At 64.0% G+C, this 17,299-nt stretch carries 19 protein-coding genes; 8 read left to right on the forward strand and 11 right to left on the reverse strand.

Translation table 11 applies throughout. The features are described 5' to 3' along the window. Positions 1–1,233 (forward strand): DUF4010 domain-containing protein, encoded by a 1,233-nt coding sequence (locus Q8M13_RS20355; RefSeq protein ID WP_305302090.1) that lies wholly within the window; start codon positions 1–3, stop codon positions 1,231–1,233. A 21-nt stretch (positions 1,234–1,254) separates the two neighbouring features. Here Q8M13_RS20355 and Q8M13_RS20360 read toward each other — a convergent pair whose 3' ends face one another. Next, positions 1,255–1,719 (reverse strand): NUDIX domain-containing protein, encoded by a 465-nt coding sequence (locus Q8M13_RS20360; RefSeq protein ID WP_305302092.1) that lies wholly within the window; start codon positions 1,717–1,719, stop codon positions 1,255–1,257. 130 nt (positions 1,720–1,849) lie between these two features. Here Q8M13_RS20360 and Q8M13_RS20365 point away from each other — a divergent pair, with 130 nt between their 5' ends. Continuing rightward, positions 1,850–2,686: a universal stress protein gene (locus Q8M13_RS20365; protein ID WP_305302094.1), complete on the forward strand. Its 837-nt coding sequence runs from the start codon at positions 1,850–1,852 to the stop codon at positions 2,684–2,686. 33 nt (positions 2,687–2,719) lie between these two features. On the opposite strand, the gene Q8M13_RS20370 is transcribed toward Q8M13_RS20365, so the two are convergent. Together Q8M13_RS20370 and Q8M13_RS20375 are read right to left on the reverse strand one after the other, a co-directional pair. Further along, positions 2,720–3,487 (reverse strand): SDR family NAD(P)-dependent oxidoreductase, encoded by a 768-nt coding sequence (locus Q8M13_RS20370; protein WP_305302095.1) that lies wholly within the window; start codon positions 3,485–3,487, stop codon positions 2,720–2,722. A gap of 65 nt (positions 3,488–3,552) precedes the next feature. Beyond that, a complete protein-coding gene (locus Q8M13_RS20375; RefSeq protein ID WP_305302096.1) occupies positions 3,553–4,200 on the reverse strand; it encodes a BON domain-containing protein in 648 nt (215 codons plus the stop codon). A 253-nt stretch (positions 4,201–4,453) separates the two neighbouring features. Between Q8M13_RS20375 and Q8M13_RS20380 the strand changes: the two genes are divergently transcribed. The 3 genes from Q8M13_RS20380 to Q8M13_RS20390 all read left to right on the forward strand — a co-directional run bounded on the left by Q8M13_RS20380 (position 4,454) and on the right by Q8M13_RS20390 (position 7,091). Further along, a complete protein-coding gene (locus Q8M13_RS20380) occupies positions 4,454–5,305 on the forward strand; it encodes a universal stress protein (RefSeq protein WP_305302097.1) in 852 nt (283 codons plus the stop codon). A gap of 120 nt (positions 5,306–5,425) precedes the next feature. Further along, complete coding sequence (locus tag Q8M13_RS20385) at positions 5,426–6,262, forward strand: universal stress protein (protein ID WP_305302099.1); 837 nt, start codon at positions 5,426–5,428, stop codon at positions 6,260–6,262. Between the two features lie 52 nt (positions 6,263–6,314). Then, on the forward strand, positions 6,315–7,091 hold the full coding sequence (locus Q8M13_RS20390; RefSeq protein WP_305302100.1) for a universal stress protein: 777 nt from the start codon (positions 6,315–6,317) through the stop codon (positions 7,089–7,091). A 20-nt stretch (positions 7,092–7,111) separates the two neighbouring features. On the opposite strand, the gene corA is transcribed toward Q8M13_RS20390, so the two are convergent. The 4 genes from corA to Q8M13_RS20410 form a co-directional block, all read right to left on the reverse strand. Continuing rightward, positions 7,112–8,080, reverse strand: coding sequence for a magnesium/cobalt transporter CorA (gene corA, locus Q8M13_RS20395; RefSeq protein ID WP_305302102.1), 969 nt, complete (start codon positions 8,078–8,080; stop codon positions 7,112–7,114). Between the two features lie 158 nt (positions 8,081–8,238). Beyond that, a complete protein-coding gene (locus tag Q8M13_RS20400) occupies positions 8,239–8,616 on the reverse strand; it encodes a response regulator (protein ID WP_305302104.1) in 378 nt (125 codons plus the stop codon). Between the two features lie 74 nt (positions 8,617–8,690). Beyond that, positions 8,691–9,290, reverse strand: coding sequence for a response regulator FixJ (gene fixJ / locus Q8M13_RS20405; RefSeq protein ID WP_305302105.1), 600 nt, complete (start codon positions 9,288–9,290; stop codon positions 8,691–8,693). Next, positions 9,280–10,764: a PAS domain S-box protein gene (locus tag Q8M13_RS20410; RefSeq protein WP_305302106.1), complete on the reverse strand. Its 1,485-nt coding sequence runs from the start codon at positions 10,762–10,764 to the stop codon at positions 9,280–9,282. Before Q8M13_RS20410 ends, fixJ begins: the two co-directional genes overlap by 11 nt. A gap of 276 nt (positions 10,765–11,040) precedes the next feature. On the opposite strand from Q8M13_RS20410, the gene Q8M13_RS20415 reads away from it, so the two are divergent. Beyond that, positions 11,041–12,042 (forward strand): zinc-binding alcohol dehydrogenase family protein, encoded by a 1,002-nt coding sequence (locus tag Q8M13_RS20415; RefSeq protein WP_305302107.1) that lies wholly within the window; start codon positions 11,041–11,043, stop codon positions 12,040–12,042. A gap of 66 nt (positions 12,043–12,108) precedes the next feature. Here Q8M13_RS20415 and Q8M13_RS20420 read toward each other — a convergent pair whose 3' ends face one another. The 4 genes from Q8M13_RS20420 to Q8M13_RS20435 all read right to left on the reverse strand — a co-directional run bounded on the left by Q8M13_RS20420 (position 12,109) and on the right by Q8M13_RS20435 (position 14,805). Then, the gene (locus tag Q8M13_RS20420; protein WP_305302108.1) at positions 12,109–12,936 is read right to left on the reverse strand and encodes a universal stress protein; all 828 of its coding nucleotides are present in this window, start codon (positions 12,934–12,936) and stop codon (positions 12,109–12,111) included. Between the two features lie 31 nt (positions 12,937–12,967). Further along, complete coding sequence (locus Q8M13_RS20425) at positions 12,968–13,618, reverse strand: helix-turn-helix domain-containing protein (RefSeq protein WP_305302109.1); 651 nt, start codon at positions 13,616–13,618, stop codon at positions 12,968–12,970. A gap of 82 nt (positions 13,619–13,700) precedes the next feature. Then, positions 13,701–14,318: an NAD(P)H-dependent oxidoreductase gene (locus Q8M13_RS20430; protein WP_305302110.1), complete on the reverse strand. Its 618-nt coding sequence runs from the start codon at positions 14,316–14,318 to the stop codon at positions 13,701–13,703. A 151-nt stretch (positions 14,319–14,469) separates the two neighbouring features. Next, on the reverse strand, positions 14,470–14,805 hold the full coding sequence (locus Q8M13_RS20435) for a hypothetical protein (protein ID WP_305302111.1): 336 nt from the start codon (positions 14,803–14,805) through the stop codon (positions 14,470–14,472). A 231-nt stretch (positions 14,806–15,036) separates the two neighbouring features. Here Q8M13_RS20435 and Q8M13_RS20440 point away from each other — a divergent pair, with 231 nt between their 5' ends. Both Q8M13_RS20440 and Q8M13_RS20445 read left to right on the forward strand, forming a co-directional pair. Then, positions 15,037–15,474, forward strand: a complete 438-nt coding sequence (locus tag Q8M13_RS20440; protein WP_305302112.1) for a host attachment protein — start codon at positions 15,037–15,039, stop codon at positions 15,472–15,474. Beyond that, a complete protein-coding gene (locus Q8M13_RS20445) occupies positions 15,471–17,141 on the forward strand; it encodes an MBL fold metallo-hydrolase RNA specificity domain-containing protein (protein ID WP_370870124.1) in 1,671 nt (556 codons plus the stop codon). The genes Q8M13_RS20440 and Q8M13_RS20445 overlap by 4 nt, the downstream gene beginning before the upstream one ends. Positions 17,142–17,299 lie beyond the last annotated feature (158 nt).

The following is a 17,299-nucleotide window of genomic DNA, read 5'->3' on the forward strand; positions in this document are numbered from 1 at the left end:
TTGGCCGTCGCCCTTGGCGTGGGGCTTCTGATCGGCGCTGAGCGTGAGCGTCGCAAGCAGGAGCGACCCTCGCCGTCAGCCGCGGGGATTCGCACCTTCGCCGTCGCGACCTTGGCGGGGGCGATCAGTTTTATGGTTGGTGGCGTAGCGCTTCTGGCCATCACGACAGCTTCGGTCGCGGCACTGGCTGCGTTGAGCTATTGGCGTGCTGAAGGCGAGGGCGATCCAGGGGTGACAACCGAGATCGCGCTGATCTTGGCGGTGCTGGTGGGGGCGCTTGCTGTTCCCCAGCCGATGGTCGCCGCCGCGGTGGGCGCCATCGTCGCTATCCTGCTGGCCGCGCGGACGCCCCTGCATCATTTTGTCAGCAAGACCCTCACCGCCGATGAGGTCCGCGATGCACTCATCCTGGCCGGCGCGAGCCTGGTCGTTCTGCCCCTGCTGCCGGATCGCGCCATGGGGCCCTACGATGCGTTGAACCCGCGCTCTATATGGCTGGTGGTCATTCTTCTACTGGGGATCAGCGCGGCGGGTCATGTGGCCATCCGAACCCTGGGGGTCCGCTTTGGCCTGCCTGTTGCGGGACTGGCCGCCGGCTTCGTCTCCAGCAGTGCGGCCATAGGGGCAATGTCGGCGCGTGCGGCCAAAACCCCGGCCATCTTGGCGGGAGCGGTCGCCGGCGCGGTGCTGTCGACAATCGCCACCATCGTGCAGTTGGTCGTGGTGATCGCGGCGATCAGCATACCCACCCTCCATACGATGGCGATTCCCTTGCTCTGCGCCGGTTTGGCGGCTTGCGCCTATGGGGCGGTGTTCACGATCAAGGCGCTTCGTTTTCCGCCAGCGGAGGAGCACACCGATCCAGGTCAGGCCTTCAGCATCTCGAGCGCACTGACGTTCGCGCTAATCTTGTCGGTTATCCTCGTCCTCTCGGCAGCACTAGGCGCCCGGTTCGGAGGTGCTGGAGCGATGGTGGGAGCGGCCTCGGCTGGTCTGGTCGATGCTCATGCGGCGGCGATCTCAATCGCCTCCCTCTCCGTCGCGGGCCACATCGAGCCGAGCGACGCCGTCCTGCCGATCCTGGCCGGTCTAACGACCAATACAGTGACCAAGATCGTCCTCGCGCTGTCGGGTGGACAGCGCGAGTTTGCTTGGCGGGTCATTCCGGGGCTCGTGCTCGTCGCCGCCGCCGCTTGGCTTGGTGCGTTTCTCCAAGCCGCGATAGCAAGGTAGGGCGGCGCCATCAGACTTGTCCTACCCGGAGCCAAGGCGATGCAGGGCTTCTTCAAGGACGGGCCGTAGGCTTTTGTGAATCCGTCGCAGGGCGAGCGGGGACGCGCAGTACGCAAAGGCGTCGACTTCCGGGAAGACCGTGCGGTCGCGCTCAGAGTTTTTCAAATCGAAGGTGTTGCTGCGTGCTGAACTCAGGTCGAGATCGGCCTCGATCAGCCAGCAGAAGACGTGACCACGCCCCTGACGCCTCAAGGGCGTAAGCTCCATCAGGTCGCCGTCCACGACAAGGCCTGTCTCCTCTTGGAACTCACGCCTAGCTGCAGTCAGGGGGGCTTCGCCAATTTCAATACGCCCTTTGGGGAACGACCATGCGTGCTCGTCCTTGCCACGCCAGTACGGGCCGCCGGGATGGACAAGCAGGAATTCGGGGCCAGCAGCGCCGCGGCGAAAGACCAGCAACCCGGCGCTGTCGGACGACGCACTCATGATCGAGCCTCCCGCCGATTGATTGAGCGCAAGGTAAGGCCTCATTCGCAGGCCCAAGCTTCCTACGGCGGATCGTATCATGCCGCCGGTGGCATGGGACCGGCGGTCGGATGGGAAAAGGAGCCGATCAATGAGCTATCGCGACATTCTGGTGGTCATGGACCACGCCGAGAGCGGGTCTAGGCGCGCGCGTCTTGCCGCCGACCTTGCGACCCGCTGGAGCGCTCACCTGAGCGGCGTTTTTCTCACGAGCGATTTCATGCGGCAGTTCGGGGCGGCTGAGGCTCTGACTGGGCTCTCGCACGCTGATATTGATCGGATCTTGCGTGATCACGCCAAGGCGGTCGGCGTCGCGAGCGAAATCGCGCGCACGAGATTCGAGACGGCGGCCAGGGAGGCTGGGGTTGCGTCGGATTGGATGACCGTCAATGGCGACCGTGTCGACGGCCTCGTCGCCTGCGCCCGTCGAGCTGACCTGACGATCACACCCAATCGGATGTTGGTTCATATGGGCCAAAGGCACGTGGAGGCGGCGGACGTCGGCCTCGCGTGTGGAGGGCCGGTGTTGATCACGCCTCACGATGACTATGCGCCGCCGATCGGCAAGCGCGTGCTGATCGCTTGGAATGGTTCGCGGGAAGCTTCGCGCGCGCTCCGTGACGGCTGGCCGTTCATCGAGGCCGCCGAGGAAGTCCATGTGCTTGTTGTATCGCCGAACGGCGAGGGCGGTCCGGACGGTATGTTGCAGCGCCTGTTGGAGCGCCACCGGATCAAGGCCAATCTCATCGTTGATCCGAGCGACGATGAATCCGCCGCCGACGTCATCGAGCGGCAGATGGCCGAGTTCGACGTGGATTTGCTGATCATGGGCCTCTATGGGCGCTCGCGTCTGCAGGAACTGGTGCTGGGCGGCGTCAGCCGTCAACTGCTCAAGGAGATGCCGGCGCCGATCCTCATGTCTCACTGAACCATAGACAGCCGGGCGAGTGCGTGGCTGGAGTCAGCGGGCGGTGTAGCCGCCGTCGATCACCAGCCCCGAACCGGTGACGAACCTCGCTTCGTCCGACGCTAGGTATACGGCGCCCCAGGCGATGTCGTCAGGCTCGCCCATCCTGCCGAGCGGATGCAGAGCCGCAGTCGCCGCCTTGGCCGCTGCTATGTCCCCCTGGGCTGCGAGGTGATGCTCGACCATCGGGGTCCAAATAAAGCCGGGATGAATCGAGTTCACGCGAATCTGGTCCGGGGCATAGATGAGCGCATCCGTCTTGGTCATCAGCCGAACTGCGCCCTTCGATGCGTGATACGGCGGCACGTCCGGCGCGCCGACCAGTCCATAGATCGACGAGAGGTTGATGATGGATCCGCCGCCCACCCGGCGGAGGTGCGCAATGGCGTGCTTCGTAACGAAAAAGACGCCTTTCACGTTGATCGCCTGCACCCAATCCCATTCAGCCTCGGTAATCTCATGGGTGGGTTTATTAGCGCCGGCGACGCCGGCGTTGTTCACGACAATATCGACCCGGCCGAACATTGCGGCGACCTCGGCCATGACCTTCTCGACCTCCCGTTCGACGGAGACGTTGCATCGCCAGTACGCCGCCCGTTGCTCGCCGCCCGCCAGTTCGCTGGCGAGCGCGGCGCCGTCTTCATCAAGGACATCGAGCAGCGCGACCTTGGCGCCCTCTTCGGCCATTCTTCGGCAGATCGCCTGTCCGATCCCCAGCGCTGCCCCCGTTATGACGGCCACCTTCTCAGCAAGTCGCGCCATGATGTTCTCCCGTCAAGTTGACGCAGCAGGCGCCGCGCGTCGTCGGCGGCGCCCAGAAGCGAGAGTTAGAGGCCGACTGCGATGTGATCGTCGACCTTGGCCACGCCGGGGGCGGCCCAAGCCGCGCGTTCGATGACATCGCGCTCGAACCAGGCGCGGACCTTTCCGTCGAGTCTCACTGTGTCTCCCGCCACGGTGACGACGATCTGGTTGGCTTCGACGTCGGCTCGACGTTCTAACGCCGCCTCGATCCGTCGCTTGATGTCGGAGGCCCGGGCATGGGGCTTCACCTGGATCTCGTTGAGCACGCCGCGCACGCCCTGTTGCGGGCGTACCGCCTGTTCCGCGGCAGCCCTCTGAAACTGCCAGTCAACCTTGCCAACAAGGGTGACGAACCCGTCCTCGACCTTCACTTTGACCTGGCCGGCGGGCAGCTCGACTGTCCAGTCGAGGATGGTGGCCAGTCGTCTGGCGACGGCGTCGTCGCTATGGGGGGACGGAACAGGACGCACCTGCAGGTGCTCCACGAAACCCCGCACGCCCTTCACGCGCTTTACCGCGGCCTCGGCGGCCATTTTCTGAGCGTAGTTTGGAACGTGGCCGTTGAGTTCCACGATCCCGTCCTCAGCGGTAATTCCGATATCCGCGGCGTCGATGCTCGGCTCCCACTCGAGTTCGGCCTCGACCTGCGCCTTCAGTGCTTTGTCGTCCATGATCTTGCTCCGAAAAGGCGCGACGGGCGCGCCGATGGGACCATTTCAGAATTGGCGGAGGTAGGTTTTGACCCGGGTCAACTGAGCGCTGGGTTGGGGGTGCCTCATGTTTGAGGCCCCGGTCGTCGCCATAGGCAGGGAGCACGGCCCTGTTGGGCTCTTGAGATAGGTCAAGGCGGAGGTGGAGGCCGAGCCTAGGCTGGGTCATCGCTCATGGCCACAATGGCGGGGCGCCAACGAGAGGATTTCCGCCGTGGTGTTCACCGACATGCTGGTCTGCCTGGACAGCTACCCAGACGCCTCCTCAACTACCGCGGTCGACCAGTGCGCCCGCTTGGCTGCGGCGCTTGGCGAGGGGGTTTGCGCCGTAGCGGCGCACGTCCGCATTCCGCTGAAGAGCAATTTGATCGCTAATCTGCTGCTGGATTTGAGCGACGTCGCACGAAAGGAGGAGGCGCGGAGCCTGCAGAACGCTCAGAATGTGCTGGAGCGTTTCGTCACGTCGGCGTCTGTCGCCGGGCTGGCGGCCCCGACGACGATGATCATCCGCGCGGATCTTCAGGATCCCAGCGAACGGATTGTCCAGATCGCGCGTACCCGGAGCCTATGCCTGATCCCCCAAGAGCGTATCGATGACGGACAGGCGAGTTTGGCCGAGGCGGTGATCTTCGGCTCTGGTCGTCCCGCCGTGGTATTCGCAGCGGGCGATCAGGCTGTCGTCAAGGGCGGTCTGGACACAGTTGTGGTCGCTTGGGACGGCGGCAGGGCCGCGGCGCGCACGGTGGCCGACGCCATGCCCGTCCTTAGCAGGGCAGGGGAAGTGCGCATCGTCTCGGTGCTGAACGACAAGCCCTCGGTCTCCGCTGGATCAGCAACCGATCTTGTGCGTCATCTCGCTGTGTCTGGAATTTCGGCTGTACTCGACGAGATCGACGGCCGGGGCCAGGAGATCGGCCGATGCCTGACACGCCACGCCCAGGATTGCGGCGCCGACCTGCTGGTCATGGGAGCGTTTGGGCATTCCAGGGCGCGCGAGTTCATCCTGGGCGGGGCCACCCAAAGCCTGCTGCGCGAGCCGATCGTGCCAGTCTTCCTGTCGCACTGACGCGAGCCGCCGCGGGCGGAGGTCGACCCCGATAACGCAGGGGCGCGCGGATTGTTTGATCGCGATCAAAGGGTGGCCGCGAGGATCGAGCACACTGTCGATGGATCGAAGGAGAGGCGCATGAGCTTTCGCGACATCATCCTGCAGGTCGATGAGACTGACGCGGCGTCTGGACGCTGCGCCCTGGCCGTTGACCTCGCGACGCAATGGGGGGCCACTCTGACCGGAGTCTTCCTGCGTTCGCACTTCACCTATGATCTCTTCGCCGCCGAGGGGCTGGCTTATCTGCCTAAGCATGAAATCGAGGCCGCCCTGACCGAAAGCGCCGCGGCGGTGAAGTTGGCGGCCGATGTCGCCGAGCAAACGCTGCGGATTGCTGCTGAGAGGGCCGGCGCCTCATTCGAATGGCGGATTATCGACGGTAACAGCGACGCAGCCCTCATCGCTGCGGCGCGCCGCGCTGATCTTTCAATCCTCCCGCCGCGCATCGAGACCAGTCGGGGAGGGCGCTGCGTTTCGGCGACGACGCTCGCCTTAGCCAGCGGGGGGCCGACGCTGATCGTGCCGGAGGAGGGCGAATGGCGCGGTATGCCCAAAAGGGTGTTGATCGCTTGGAAGAATACGCGCGAGTCGGCCCGCGCCCTTCATGACGCCTGGCCATTCTTGGATGCGGCGGAAGAGGTGACTGTGATCGTCGTTTCGCCATCGGGCATGAGCGGGACGGACGGCTTCCTGGAACGCCACATGGAGCGTCATGGCCGCAAGACCCAGGTCATTGTCGATCACAGCGATGATGTGTCGGTCGGAAAGGTGTTGCGTCGGCAGATCAAGGCGCTGAACGCTGATCTTCTCGTCATGGGCCTCTATGGGCGATCCAGGCTTCGCGAGATGATCCTGGGCGGGGTGAGCCGCGAGTTGCTGGGAGAGCCGCCCGTTCCCCTGCTTGCATCCCACTAGCGCCATGGCTGTTCGAGATATCTTGGTATTGGTTGGAGGCGAGCCGGCCTCAATGCGGCGTGTCCACCCGGTGATCGACCTGGCGGGCCGCCTGGGCGCTAGCGTCACGGGCGCTTTCCTGCGGCCGATGTTCCCGCTCACCGACTACGCGGCCGGCGGGGCCTGGATGTCGCAGGGGCAGCTGCAGGAAGCGGTTGAAGCTCATGCGATGGTGGTGGATCACGCCGAGGCGCAAGCACGACAGGCGTTCCTGGCCGCGGCCCAGCTACACCTCGCCGCTGATTGGATCGTTTTGGACACCGTTCAACAGCTGATCGAGCGGGCACGCCTCAGTGACCTGACTATCGTCCCGCCCGGACCCTTGCCGGAGGGTGGGGAGGTGACGATCTCGGCCGGTCAACTTGGCCTAGCCTGCGGTGGGCCGCTCCTTGTCGTACCCGACCACCTGGGCGAGACGAGCATTGGTCGCCGAGTCCTGGTCTGTTGGAATGGCAGCCGTGAGAGCGCGCGGGCCTGGCGCGACGCCTGGCCGTTCGTCATGGCGGCCGACCATGTCGCGGTGGCCGCGGTCCGACCGCGCCCCGACTTTGATGATGACGCCACGCTGCGATTTCGGTTGTCGCGATGGGATCGCGAGGTCGACGTGCTCTCTGAGCCCGCGGCCGACGAGCTGGCCCCCGACGTGCTGCGGCGCAAGGTGCTTGATTGGGGGAGTGATCTGTTGGTGATGGGGCTCTATGGCCGCCCGCGGATATCCGAACAGGTTTTGGGCGGCGTCAGCCAGGAATTCCTGACCGATCCGCCCTGCCCACTCTTGATCTCGCACTAAGGCTCACAGCCGGCTCGAGGTCAGAGCCAGTTCGAGCGTTTGAAACGCGTGTAGAGAAAGATGCATACGACCACGATCACACCGACCACGAGGTAGTAGCCGTACTTCCAACGCAGCTCGGGCATGACGTCGAAGTTCATCCCATAAATGCCGGCTATCGCGGTCGGTACAGCCAAGATTGCGGCCCAGGCCGCGAGCCGGCGCGTGATCGCGCCTTGGCGTTGCTGTTCTAGCAGGGTGCTGGCCTCGAACACCGACGACAGCACCTCTCGCAGCCCCTCGACCATCGAGGCGACCCTGCGCACGTGGTCGCGGACATCGCGGAAATATGGCCGAACGTCCGGGTCCACGCAGGGCATGTCGTGGTGCTCCAGGCGGCTGGCCACCTCCTCCATCGGGCCGAGCACCCGCCGGAAGCGCATCAGTTCGCGCCGCAGGTTGAAGATGCGGGTGACCTCGCCTCGACTGAGGAAGGCGTCCAGGGCGTACCGCTCCATCGCCAGCACCTCTTCCTCGATCGCATCCACGATCGGGAAGTAACCATCGACGATGAAGTCGAGGACGGCGTGGAGGATGTAATCGGCGCCGTGCTTGAGGTGCGTGGGGGCGGCCTCGAGTTGGTGGCGCAGTTCCAGGTGCGCGCGCGCCGACCCGTGGCGGACTGTGATGATGTGGTCGCGGCCGACGAAAATGTCGGTCTCGCCGTAACCGATCTCTTGGTCATCTAGATGCGCAGTGCGGGCGACCACGAAGAGCTGGTCGCCATAAACATCGACCTTGGGCATCTGCTGGGCGTTCAGCGCATCCTCAACCGCCAGCGGGTGAAGCCCGAAGCGCTCCTGCAAGATGGCGAGTTCATCAGCGCTCGGCTCGAGCAGCCCTATCCACGCGAACTCGCCCGCCTTCAGCTCCAGGCTCGCGGGCGCGCTAATATCAATCTCTCGAAGCCGCTTTCCATCGCCATAGACATAGGCTGCAACGACACTCATCTGATGTCCGATACAAACTCTGGGAGAGGAAGGGTTAGCTCGGTTCTCGCGAACGGTCGAACCGTCGGCTTGGCGCGCCCCCAGGCCTGCTGCGTCCGCGGGCCCGTCCGGAACACCACGAGTGTAATCTGGAAGAACCAGAAGGCTGTAGCCAGGACTTACGCGGCGTTGATCAAAGACCGAACCGTGGCAAAAAGGGCGTTGGACAGCAGGGGCTTCTCCACAACAGGGACCGACAAGGCCGCAGCTTGCGCTTGCAAGGCTGACGGTAGGTTCGTGGTGATCAGCACGGCTGGCGTCATGATATCCCGCTTGCGCAGCCGAGCGATCAGTTCCAGGCCGGTCTCATCCGGCAGGCGTTGATCGACGATTAGACAAGCTGCGCCCGAACCCCCTGCCGCATGCGCTAGGGCGCGGGCGGTGCTGAAAACTCGGACGTCGTAGCCTTCGATCTCGAGCGCAAACCGCAGCGCGTTGAGAACGTCTCCGTCATCCTCGACGACGAGGACGGGACCAGTGATCGGCCTTGTAGACATGAACATCCTCAAACGCCCAGAGGATGTCTATCTTTCGTGCGAAGCCGGACTGACGCCTTGATTTGCCGCAAAAGTCAGAGGCCGGCCGCCAAGGCGATCCGCATCAGTTCGGAGAAGTTTCGCGCGCCGGTCTTCGACATGAGATTGGCCCGATAGATTTCCACGGTGCGCGGACTGATCTCCAGCTCGTAGGCGATGACCTTGTTCACCTTGCCCGCCACCACGCCGGCCAGGACGTCTCGTTCGCGAGGCGATAGGTTTTCCAGGCGTCGTTCAGCGTCCAGATGGGCGTCCCGTGGCTGACCGCTGCTCTGCAAGGCTTCGCCGATAGCGGCGATCAGGATCTCGTTGGCGAAGGGCTTCTCGATGAAGTCGATGACGCCGGCCTTCATCGCCTCGACGGCCAGGGCGATATCGCCATGCCCCGTCATGACGATCACCGGCGACGTCACGCCATCGGCCTTGAGCTTGCGAACCAAATCGAGGCCGGTCATGTCCGGCATCCGCACATCCGTGACGATACAGTCTACGGCGTGATCGCCGATCGACGCGAGGAAGGCGCCTGCAGACTCATGGAGGCACGGCTCGAACCCCTGAACATCGAGCAGGAAGGCAAGGGAGTCCCTCATGGCCGCATCGTCATCGATGACATGAATGATCGGTCTAGCGACCATCGGTCATCTCCAGGTCGGCGAGGGGAAGGGTGAAATGAAACGTAGCGCCGCCCTCGCGATTACGCTCTCCCCAGATCCGCCCGCCATGCGCCTCTATAATGGTTCGACAGATCGATAGACCCACGCCCATGCCCTTCAGCTTGGTGCTGACGAACGGCTGAAACAGCCGATCCAGGATCTCTGGCGCGACGCCGGTCCCGGTGTCGGCGACCGACACCAATACAAATCCCTTCTCATTCTCATCTGCGGCGACGGAGATCGCCAGTTCACGACGTGGCTGTCCCTCCATTGCGTCGATCGCGTTGCGGATCAGGTTGAGCGCCACTTGCTGCACCTGGATCTTGTCCACAATAACGGACCCTACGTCGCGAGAGAACCGAAGCGCCACCCGGACACCTTGTTCCCGGGCGCCGACCAGGGCCAGGGCGCTGGCTTCCTCCATCAGCCGAGCCGGGCTTTCCAGCGCATGCTGGGTCTCGCCCTTGGCGGCGAACTCACGCAACCGCTTGATAATGTCGCCGGCGCGCAGAGCTTGTTCGTACGCGCGTTCGAGCGCGTCCTTCAAACGCGCCGCGTCCACGTGTCCCGAGTCCAGCAGCGTGACTGAGCCCTTCATGTAATTGGCGATGGCCGAGAGCGGTTGATTGAGTTCATGGGCGAGCGAGGAAGCCATTTCTCCCATGGCTGTCAGCCGCGAGACGTGGACGAGCTCTGATTGCAGTTCTTGCATGCGGCGCTCTTGGGCGCGGCGCTCGGTCAGGTCGCGGACAAAGCCCGTAAAGAAGCGCTCCTGGCCCACCCGCGCCTCGCCTACAGTCAGTTCCATCGGAAAGGTGGAGCCATCCTTGCGTTCGCCCACGACGATACGTCCGATGCCGATGATCCGGCGCTCGCCGGTCGTCTCATAGCGATGAAGATAACCGTCGTGCTCCTCCCGAAATGGGGGCGGCATGAGCATGTTCACATTTCGGCCTACCGCTTCGGACGGTTCCCAACCGAACAATCGCACGGCCGCAGCGCTGAATGATCGCATGAGGCCGCGATCATTGATGACGACCATGGCCTCGGGGACCGTATCGAGAATCGACTGCAGATGGACTTCGCGCGTTCGCGCGTCCTGGCCCTGACGACGCAAGCGGTCACCGACGAGGCCGATAATCGGTCCAAACACCATGAAGATAGCCAGGTCGATCGCGTTGTCCGGACGCCACACGTCCTGGCGCAGGAACGCGGCGCTGATCCCAAGACTAAGCACGGTCGCCAGGATCGCCGGGCCGGCCCCGCCAACCAACGCCGCCGCCAGGACCGCCGGCACATAGATGATCACCAGGGCGCGATGGTCCACATAAGGGTCCAGGAGCAGCCTGACGATCAGCCCGACCATCGCCCCGCCCAAGGCGGCCAGATATCCAAGCTTGACCGACCCGTCGCCGGTTTGGGGACGCCATCGCGAGATCTGACGTCCAATTGGCACAGCAAATCCTCTCTGTCGTCACAGTCGACGTGGGGACTAGGCCACGGATCGATAGTGACGCAGCTGGAATGCAAAGAGAACCGTCAAATATCGCCTTAGAATTTCCCCCGTTGTCTCCCTCGCGGATTCTTCGGGGTCATGAGTTGAAGATGTGGCGTGAATCCTCGCTATGGCGCGAAGGAAGCCTTGATTGACGTCGATCAAGGCCCGCGGCGACGGGCGATCATAGGTTGCCACGGGCCGTGGGCGTGGACGTCTTCGGCGGAGGAGATCGACATGCTGGCCATGGCGCTCGCGCCCGAAGGCGGCCGGCTGCTCTGTTCTGAGCGGCCAAATCCTCAACTGGGGCCTGGAGAACTGCTTCTGCGTGTCCGGGCGTGTGGCGTCTGCCGGACCGATCTGCACGTGGTCGACGGTGAACTGGCCCCGGTCAAGGCCTCGATCATTCCAGGTCATGAGGTCGTGGGCGTGGTCGAGGCCCTGGCCGCGGACGTCACGGACTTCTCGATAGGTGAACGCCTAGGCGCGGCGTGGCTGGCGTCAACGTGCGGGCGCTGCCGCTACTGCCTTGAGGACACCGAGAACCTCTGCGATCGCGCCGAGTTCAATGGATGGACTCGGGATGGCGGCTACGCTGAGCTGATGGCGGTCGACGCCCGCTTCTGTTTTCGCCTAGCTCCGGCCTGGACGGACGTGGAAGCCGCGCCACTGCTATGCGCCGGCCTCATCGGGTATAGGGCTTGGCGCAAGGCCTGCGAACCGCGTCCTGTGCGAAGACTCGGCCTCTACGGGTTTGGCGCCGCCGCGCACCTGCTCGCGCAATTGGCGATCGCCGAGGGGCAGGAGGTGTTCGCCTTCACGCGCCCTGGTGATCGACCAGCTCAAGACTTGGCGCTGGGCCTGGGATGCGTGTGGGCCGGCGGCTCCAGCCAAGCTCCACCAGTTCCTCTGGACGCCGCGATCCTCTTCGCCGCGGCGGGCGAGCTTGTGCCGCTGGCCTTGCAGGCTGTGCGCAAGGGCGGAACCGTAGTCTGCGGCGGAATTCATATGAGCGATATTCCGAGCTTTCCGTATCATTTGCTCTGGGAAGAGCGGCGGCTCGTCACCGTGGCCAATCTTACCAGGGCTGATGCGGTCGATTACCTGGCCCGGGCCGCCAGGGCGGGCGTGCGGGCGCATGTCACCACCTACGCCCTTCGTGACGCCAATCGTGCCCTGTCCGATCTGCGCTCTGGCGCCTTCTCAGGCGCCGCGGTCCTCAGGGTGGGAGAGGGGTGAGGGGCCATTTTTCGGCCCAGCGCGCCGGGGGAGCTGATCTTCGTGACAGACTCCCCGCGCGGCCTATCAGTGGCTGAGGAGGGTGAAGTAGCGCTCCTGCTCAAGAAGACTGCGCGTCATCCCGCCGAACGCCCACTCACCGAGCCGAGTGTGGCCATAGCCCCCGGCCACGATGAGGTCGGCCCCGAGTTGTCCCGCCCGTGTCATAATCGCCTCTTCGGCGCGGCTGGACTGCTCCAGAACCTCCCCGCGGGCTCGTACGCCATGACGGGCGAGGGCAGCGGCCACCTCCTCGACGCGGGCGGCTGCGGCGGTTGTGTCGGCGTCAGGCGAGGCTTCTACGATGAGAACATCTTCTGAGCGCTGCAGCAGGGGTAGGGCGTCGGTGATCGCGCGCCGGGATTCGCGACTGTCCTTCCAAGCCACCAGGACAGGCCCCTTGCCGAGATAGTCGCGGCCGGGAGGGCATATCAGCACTGGGCGTCCGGCGCTGACGACGAGGTGGCCGACATCGACATCGCTATAGGGGATGGGGCGACCAGGGCCGCCATGCCGCACGATGATCAGGTCCGCGCTACGTGCCGCCTGGGCCAAGGCCGGTGTGGGCTCCAGCCATTGGGTGCGCCATTCGTGGCTCCGCGCGCCTATCGCCTCCTCGAAGACTTTTTGGGAGCCGGCGAGGTTCAACCTGATCTGGTCTCCCATCAAGGCTAGCCATTCTCCGTCAAGACCGGGATAGGCCCCGCCAGCACTGACGGCGAGAGGTGGGATCGCCGCGGCGCCCAGGCCAATGACCATCGCCGTCAGATCATCGGAAAGGCTCGCGGCGCACCGGATGTGTTCGGCTTGATCGGCATTGGGCTGCACGTGGCAGAGCAGGCTCTTGTAGGTCATGACTGACCTCCGTTATGGGACCGGCTTGTCCCTAGGCTGTGACCAGACGAGCCAGGCCCGAGGGCTGGATCACGCGGAAAGATCGGCAGCCGACGAACTCCACGATGCCGCCGGATTGAAGTTGGCTCAGCATGCGAGAGACCGTTTCGATGGTCAGGCCGAGGTAGTCAGCCATGTCTTGGCGGCTCATGACCAGCGTGGTGAGGTCGCCGCGGACGCGTTCAGCGGCGAGCATTAGGAAGCTGGCCACCTTTTCGCAGGCGCTCTTACGCCCGAGCATGAATAGGTGCTCTTGAGTTCGTGCGAGTTCGTGCGTTGTCGCCGCCCAGATGAGCTTCTCAAGTCGCTCGCGTTCGTCGCCGCAGTGACGGACGGCCGAGCGCTTGGCCACGAGGATCGTGCAGTCGCTGAGCGCCTCGGCCGAGAAGCGATGTTCGTCGCCGGCTTCCATCCCGAAAAGCTCGTCAGGGTAATAGAAGTCGCCGATCTGACGGCGGCCGTCGCTCAGTAGGCGGCTGGTGCGCACCCAGCCTTCGATCACCTGATAGATGAGGTCGGCTTCTTCTTCCTGAGCGTAAATCTCTTCCCCGGCGGCGAACTGCATGCGCACGCCGATCGGACCGAACGCATCCAACGCGGCTATCTGGGAGGGAATGGTTTCACTGAGGGCTTGAACGGTCATCGTCGGTCTCCTGTCGATGACCGAAGCGTTAATGCGCGTTGGCGAACGCCGATATTCGTGATCGGTGCTTAAGGGGACTCACTTAAGTAGGTTTACGGAGGCCGGCCCGCGTGCCGGCGAAAGCATGTGCGAGCGTCGCCTCGACCTCGCCCAGCATGTCGGCGCCGGCTTCCTCAGTCAGGTTGGAGAGGATCGATCCAAAATGTCGGTGGTCTTGGACGGCGAGGCCGCAGACCCCAGCCAGATGGAGATCGAAGACCGCCATCAACGCCTGCAGGGCGCCGGTTGAGTTGACCCAATGTTCCGGCGCGCCCGAAGTTGAGAAGCTGGTCAAGCGTTTGCCCACGAGGAGGGGCTTGGTTCCACCAAAGTCGGGTCCGTATCCGAAACCCATGCAGAAGACGCGGTCGACATAGCCTTTCAGGATGGCTGGCGGGGCGTTGAACCAAAACGGGTAGACGAAGATGAAGCTGTCGATCTCGGCCAGAAGCGCGCGTTCGGCGACAACATCCGGCTCCGGCGCGAATCCAGGTTCCGTCGGCAGCTCGCCGGCCTTCAGACAGGGATCGAACCCCAGCTGATAGAGATCTCGCAAGATGACTTGATCACCCAGAGCGGTGAGATTTGCGACGCAGGTCTTGGCTATGGAAGCGCAGAAACTCGCCGGCTTGGGATGAGCCAGAATGACAGCGTGTCTCATGATGATCACCTTCAGTTTGCCGAGGTTCGGCGCTCACAAGGCTAGGCGCGGGCTCGGCCCACCGCTTTGACGTGGATCATCGCCGCCGGCGTGTGAGAATTGATCGGGGTCAAGATGGCCGCTTCACGATCGTGGTCTTTGGATCGCGAATTCACGGAGCAGCCAAATGCGTAAAGCCATCACCCAACAAATCTCCCATGACGCCGAAGACATCTATGAGGACGTCGCGCGTGGCCTGAAGAGAATGGCCGAGCATCTTTCGCAAGGCCCAGGCGACGCTTTGTCCGCAAGTGCGATCGCCCTTGTCCACTCGGCGACCGATCTGGCTGACCAGGCGAGGACGCGGTCGCGGCGGCTTGCGTCGAAGGCTGGCGAGGAAATCAGGGAGCACCCTGCCGCCGTCGCGGCGATCATCGCAGCCGCAGTTGCCCTCGTTGGTTTTGGGCTCGCCCGGCGCACTGGCCAATCCTAGGTCGCCGATGATCAATCTGCAGGGAGGCCATCATGAAAATGCGTGCGGGGCGCGTGGCGCTGGGCGCGGTTGGTGTTGCGGTTCTTGCAGCCATCCTCCTATCGGGAGCTAGCGGATGTCAGGCTCCAGGCTGGCTGAAGCCGCCCTTCCATGAGCCATCCATGGCGCCGCCCTAGCTTTGATCGAAGTCGGGATGCAGCGTCCCAGCACGAGGCAAAATTCCTCTTAAGTCAGGAGGTTAAGGCCATGAATGAAGTCACTTGGATCGTTGCGGCCGATGGTCGCCAGGCCGATGTCTACGAAGAACGGCGGCGGGGCGGCCCCCTGCAGCGTCTGGCCGAGCGGGCGCTTCATGCTGAAGACTCCGAGCAGCCAAAAAGCCGTCAGCGCGCCACCGTCCACAATCGGTTCGGGTTCGGTCGCCACAGCGCTGGTGATGAAGATGTCGTCGAACTGTCTGAGGCGCGGTTCCTTGAGCGAGTCTCGGACGCGCTAGAGCGTTGGGCCAAGGCCGGGCTGTATGACCAGCTGGTCGTCATGGCTCCACCGCGCGCCTTGGGCCATCTGCGCCGAGCCTTGAAGTCGCCAGCGGCCGAACGTCTTGTACTGACCGACAATCATGATCGCGTGATGCTCGAAGTTGAAGCTCTGCGCCGTCATCTGCGGACCCTTCGCGGTCAATGACGCCGCAGCAAGCCAACGACGATGGAGACGGGATGGGGCTCAAGCTGACCTTTCATGGGGCGGCCGGATGCGTGACAGGCTTCTGCGCCCGACTCGACACAGGCTCGGCGAGCCTGCTGATCGATTGCGGCATGTTCCAAGGCTCCAAGACCCTGAAGGCGTTGAACTACGACCCGCTCCCCTTCGAAGCCGCCGACATTGACGCCGTGCTGCTGACCCATGCGCATATCGACCATTCGGGTCTGTTGCCGAAGCTGATGAAGGCCGGCTACGAGGGGCCAATATATGCCACCGCAGGCACGCGCGACCTTTGCGCGGTGATGCTGCCGGACGCTGGCGGCATTCAAGAAAGCGAAGTGCGTCATCTCAATCGACGCAATCAGCGGCGCGGCCGCCTGCCGGTCGAGCCGATCTACACGGTCCGTGACGCCGTCCGGACCCTCGAGCTCTTCGAACGGGTCAAGCTGTCGGAGCCTACCCCGATCGTTCCGGGCGTCAGCGCCACCTACTGGGAAGCCGGACACATTTTAGGTTCGGCCTCTATCGAACTGCGGGTCGAGACGCCGGAAGGGCCGGTCACCCTGCTGTTCTCAGGCGATCTTGGTCCCGGGGGGCGCGACTATTCTCCCGATCCCGAGGGTCCGCAGGGCGTCGACCACCTCATTGTCGAGTCGACCTATGGGGATCGCCAACGCCCAATAATCGATCCAGCCACCCGGCGGCGGATCCTCGCTGAGGAATTGACCGCGGCGCACGCCGCCGGAGGTCCGCTGCTTATTCCGGCTTTCGCGGTGGAGCGTTCCCAGGAACTGCTCGCCGACATACTGACTATCATGGCCGAGGGCCAGGCGCCTGAGGCCGACATCTTCCTGGACTCGCCGCTGGCGATCGAGGCGACGGAGGTCTTTCGCCATCGCGGCTGGAATCGGGCGACCGGGGTCAATCCTTTCGGAGGCCTGTATGCTCGAGATCGGCTCAAATTCCTTCGCGCGCCGGGGGAAAGCGATGCGTTGGATCGGCTCTCAGGGTGGCACATCATCCTGGCCGGAAGCGGCATGTGCGATGCTGGTCGGGTGCGCAAGCATCTGAAGCGGCTCCTATGGCGCAAGCAGGCGACGGTGCTGCTGGCCGGATACCAGGCGGTCGGCACGCTGGGACGGTTCCTTCAGGACGGCGCTCCGCGTGTTCGCATTCAGGGTGACGACGTCAGGGTCCAGGCCCGCATCCGTTCGCTGGACGTCTACTCAGGGCACGCCGACGCAGATGGACTGGTCGGCTGGGTCAAGGCGCGCCAGCCGGTGCGCGGCCGCATCTTCCTCGCCCATGGTGAGCCAGATGCGTTGCAAGGCCTCAAAACACGTCTGATCGCCGCCGGCGTCGACGCTGCGGGCCTCAGCATCCCCGAACTCGACGAGACCTTTGAGTTGCGTGGGACCGCGATCAGCAATGACACAAAAATCTCTCCACGGCTCCCACCGCAGGCCGTCTCTTCTCTCGATTGGCACAACGAACGCGCCGCGCTGTTGCTCGACCTCGACACGCTGCTTGAAGGCGCTCGGTCGGACGCCGCCCGGACGGCGATCCTTGAACGCGCGCGCGCAGCGATGGAGGAGATCGAGGCGACACGCCATCCCGCCCGTCGGCTACGTCAATCCGACTTGCGATGAGCGCGGTCAGCAGGCGGCGGACTTGAGCCTGATCAAGGTGAGGATCGAGCCTAGCGTCATGCTTCAAGCATCAACCTGTTCTCGGCCGGCCGCTCTCTGGAGGTTCTGAAGATGGCCCGGGTTCGCAAACTTCTATTTTTGATTGCATGCAACGGGCG

Source organism: Phenylobacterium sp. (assembly GCF_030681155.1).
Lineage (GTDB): Bacteria > Pseudomonadota > Alphaproteobacteria > Caulobacterales > Caulobacteraceae > Phenylobacterium.